Origin of the sequence: Microcoleus sp. BM001215392, from assembly GCF_036700185.1 — a bacterium.
In the GTDB taxonomy this organism is placed as follows: Bacteria; Cyanobacteriota; Cyanobacteriia; order Cyanobacteriales; family Microcoleaceae; genus Microcoleus.
This window is the reverse complement of the sequence record NZ_JAUBOJ010000038.1, coordinates 6,422-10,314: the sequence shown is the minus strand read 5'-3', so window position 1 is coordinate 10,314 and position 3,893 is coordinate 6,422. Positions and strand designations below refer to the sequence as shown.

Sequence of the window (3,893 nt, the reverse complement as noted above, 5' to 3'; positions counted from 1 at the left end):
CCAACGTACAAAGCAGCAGAAAATGAGGGCTTAAGTAAATGTTGATAAATTGGTTAAAGTTCGATTGGCAAAGATTTTGGGAAAAAGTGTTTATAGCTAACACTTTTGTGGGTTGGAGTTTGCTGCTTTTACTGCCTTCAGTTGTGGCGCTGCGAACATTCGTACAGTATAGCGAACGACAAGCACAGTACCTGCAAGTAGGAGCTTATTTGATATCGGGAAGCAGGCGAATTGAGTTAGAAATAGCCCGCAGTTCTGAGGAGAAAGAGAAGGGTTTGCAGTTTCGACCGCCACTTCCGAGCAACCGGGGAATGATGTTTGTTGTAGACCCTCCAGTACCCGTAGCAGTGGTCATGCCGAATATGGAAGCTGCCATTGATGTCGTCTTTTTACAATCTGGAACTGTTGTAAAAATGGCATCGAATGTTAAACCCTGTTTGCTTCGTCGCGGTGCGGCGCATTCAGATTGCAAAGCCGTTTCTTACCCGCATCCCGTGGATACAGTTTTGGAATTGAGGGCAGGTACTTTAAGGAAATTAGGCGTACAGCCGGGTTCTGAATTGATTTTAGTCAAACGCAGTCATTAGACTGCATCAATCATTAATTTTTGGTTGTTTTTGAGGCTAAAAAATCATGAAATTATCAACTTTCTGGGGAACCATTTTAAGTGCATCGATTTGCTTAGTAGTTGCTAAGCCTGTTGTTGCAGCCGTACTGAAGAATAACGAACCCGTTGTTGGTGCGGTGAGAGCGACCAGCCCAATTTATCGTTTTACTAACTTTTGGGAGAGTGGCAATCCCGTTCAGCAATTTCGAGGAGAGGAGCATTTGTTTGGAGCGAATACAGGTGAAAAACTTCTCTTTGATTTTAGAGCCGAGGTGCGCGGTTTCAATCCAGTTTTTGCAATTTTTGATTCTTCAAACCGACAGGTGGGTTTCAGCCAGCATCCCTATTTTACATTCGTGCCACCGTCGAGCGGTTATTACAAATTAATCGTGATGTCAAAAGATCCTTCGATGGTTCCAAATCGCTATTCGCTGAGGGCTACAGCAGTTTCTGCGACCTTGCCAACGCAGCCGTCGAATTTGCCTTCAGCAGTTCCTGGTATCTCGCCAACACAGCCATCGAATTTCCCGCCGACCGATGGCTTGGGTTCTGACGTTGCAGGTTTTGAGAGCGCTCAGCCGTTTGGGGAAGTACCTTTTCTTCCTGCTACCAATACCCCCGCTGCAAGTAGCAATTCCAATTTTGGTGGTGGTTTTGTAGAGTCGTTGGAGCGAGCAAGCGTTTCAACTAATTTCAGCAACTCTTTCAGTTCACCAGGGGGGTGGGAGCGACCTGTCAGTCAGCCTCCGAATTCTAGCAACAGCACTTTTAGTTCTCCACCAGCGACTGGACAAAACTGTCGCACGTATTCGGCGGGTACTGTGATGTTTGGAAGTGCGATTGCAGCGCGTTATTACACTTACTGCTTCCTGCCGACAGCAGTTTTTCCAACTGCAAATCCTTCTATTCCTGCTTTCTCGAATACCGTTCCTTTACCGCAGTCAGTTAACAATTCATTGCCCGTCCCCCCTGGAAATCCTGCTTCCCTGCCTGCTGGTGTTGGCAGCAGCCCAGTCGAAAGCGGCAGTATGGCTCCTGCAAATCCGGGCAATTTCCGTCAGCCTTCACAGTCAGAGTTTTATCCTTATTGAGGGAGAAGTCATGAGATTTTTAACAACTTTGCCAGACCAAATGCACTTTCATTGCGATGCCCAACCTTTTGCTGACAAGTGGGTTTTTTACGAAAACATCAATCCTGCTTTTAGGATTGTTTCGCCTTCTCCCGACCCTTGGGATAACGAGTGGGTAGCGATTGCGACTTGCCAGAAATTCAAGATTAACGGCATCAGCGTTTTTGCCAGGATGGATTTGACGCTTTACGACCCGAATGCTTTGTATTATCCGCCGGGGAACGTACCGCATTTGCCGTTAATCAGAGAAACTTATTTCGGGCAGTACGGCTTCAACCACTCGCCTTGCATTCCTCTCTTTTTTGCTCCGAGTACCAGCAACCAATTAGACCATCAAAATGCGTGGATATCTTATTATTTGAAACTCCCCATTTCGGATGTTACTGTCTCTGATTCTGTAGTTGTCGAATACAGGTTGCAGCCGGAAAAGTGCGTGAATAATTGCTGGTCTCTCGGCTGATTTTAACTCAAAAAAAATGCGGTCGCATCAGTTCTTTTGCAAAAAGCAAACAGGGTCGATCTGTAAATAACGATCCACCCTGCGAACTTCTCGCTTCCGTTCCGTCAAGAGCAATCGTGCTTCGTTCTGGAGAATAATTTTCCAGCAAGTACGATCGCCCTTTTTTTCGTTAAATCTCAATTTCTGGAGCTTCCTCAGCCAGTCGCAAATAGTATTCGTTTGGATTCTTTATTTCTGGCTGCGTTGTTGACAGCTTTTGCAGCGTTTTGTGCAGGCGTTCAAAGAACGAATTAAACTGTGCAGTGTTGTAGTCAAAGTTGTACTCTATACTTTTATTGCTGCAACCGTTCACAAACCAGTTAGTAAAACTGAGACTTTCTGGTGCTAAATTGTAGTTTTCTGTTAGAATAAAGAGAGGTAGTTGTGTTTTCCAGTGCTGCTGTATGGTCGCTTCTATTGGAACATTTCCTTCGTTCCAAGTCCAGTTAATACAGCGAAATTGAGATTTTTCTGGATTGATAACTATGAGGTCTATTTCAGACCAAATTAGACAGTTTTCCCAGAGTAATTGCACCGTATAATCTTGGTGTATTTGTTCCGATGTATTCAGGCGAAATATTTCCTGGAGTTGTAACTGTATCTGGTTTATACAGTTAGCAAGTTTAGGATAATTTTTTAGTATCTTTTGCACCGGAACATTCAAGAAAATTTGTTTCATTAAAAGGTGCATTTGACCTGCTTCGCTTTTGCACATTGTTACGTATCGGTGCGGGTTGTGTCTTCTTTCACAATCCGAATATTCTAACTTGAAAGACTCTTCTTGCTCTAAAATGCTGAGGCTTTCCCAATTAAGATGGATTAGTTGCATGGAAATTCTGACCTATTTTTATAGTTCGAGAATTTATGCGCGGAGCGCTTAAAAAGTATTTGTACAGAAAACCCGGCTGTAAATTGTCAGGATTCGTGCCGTAGGTTTTCCGTACAAATGCCAAAAAATGCAGTTATAAGCAGATTTTTATGCAAGCAAAATAACTCGATTTGTATTGGTTATGACACCAACGTGGAACTGCTCTAATACTCGGTATTCCGGGTCTACTAGAGTAGCCGTAACGGTTATTGGGTTTTTGATTTCGCTTTTGTAAAAATCGAGAGCTTCTTGATAGTCAGAAGTTGCAAAAACAGCTTTTGTGTTCCTGCGCACTTCGTACTGTTTGGGAAAGGTAAGCGTACTTGGATTTATTTCTGCAAAGTCAGGGGATGGAGGCTGTTTGTTCAGATTGATCAAGTAAAGTATTTGGATATTTTTTAACCCCCAGATTTTGATTTCGTGCTTGCAGGCTGTAACGCAATTTGGTGCACGTAATTGGAATCCAGCAGCATATTTTTCTCGAATCAAGTATCTGCCCCATGATTCAAGTTTTGCTTTATTATTCCCTCTCAGGTAAGAAAATTGTATCTCTCCGTCAGAAGAATACACTTGACCGATTCGGTTGTCGCCACAGTAAGTTAAGTTTGCTTGTTTTTCTGTCAAGAAGCTGTCTTGGTTGCTGTTGCCGTTTTCGGGATGGCTGTGACTGTCTTGGTTGCTGTTGCCACTGTTTTCGGGATGGCTGTGACTGTCTTGGTTGCTGTTGCCGCCATTGTTTTCGGGATGGCTGTTGCTGTCTTGGTTGCTGTTGCCACTGTTTTCGGGATG

The 3,893-nt window shown here is 43.8% G+C and carries 5 protein-coding genes; 3 read left to right on the top strand and 2 right to left on the bottom strand.

Annotated features, from left to right (window positions below):
- Window positions 1-38 precede the first annotated feature (38 nt).
- The 3 genes from QT974_RS07005 to QT974_RS06995 are packed head-to-tail and all read left to right on the top strand — an operon-like array spanning window position 39 to window position 2,197.
- Window positions 39-587, top strand: a complete 549-nt coding sequence (locus QT974_RS07005; RefSeq protein ID WP_333467799.1) for a DUF192 domain-containing protein — start codon at window positions 39-41, stop codon at window positions 585-587.
- Between the two features lie 46 nt (window positions 588-633).
- Window positions 634-1,698, top strand: coding sequence for a hypothetical protein (locus QT974_RS07000; protein WP_333467798.1), 1,065 nt, complete (start codon window positions 634-636; stop codon window positions 1,696-1,698).
- A gap of 10 nt (window positions 1,699-1,708) precedes the next feature.
- A complete protein-coding gene (locus tag QT974_RS06995; protein ID WP_333467797.1) occupies window positions 1,709-2,197 on the top strand; it encodes a hypothetical protein in 489 nt (162 codons plus the stop codon).
- Between the two features lie 169 nt (window positions 2,198-2,366).
- Here QT974_RS06995 and QT974_RS06990 read toward each other — a convergent pair whose 3' ends face one another.
- On the bottom strand, window positions 2,367-3,065 hold the full coding sequence (locus QT974_RS06990) for a hypothetical protein (RefSeq protein ID WP_333467796.1): 699 nt from the start codon (window positions 3,063-3,065) through the stop codon (window positions 2,367-2,369).
- 147 nt (window positions 3,066-3,212) lie between these two features.
- Window positions 3,213-3,893 (bottom strand): hypothetical protein (locus QT974_RS06985; protein ID WP_333467795.1); only part of this gene is annotated, 681 nt, incomplete at its 5' end.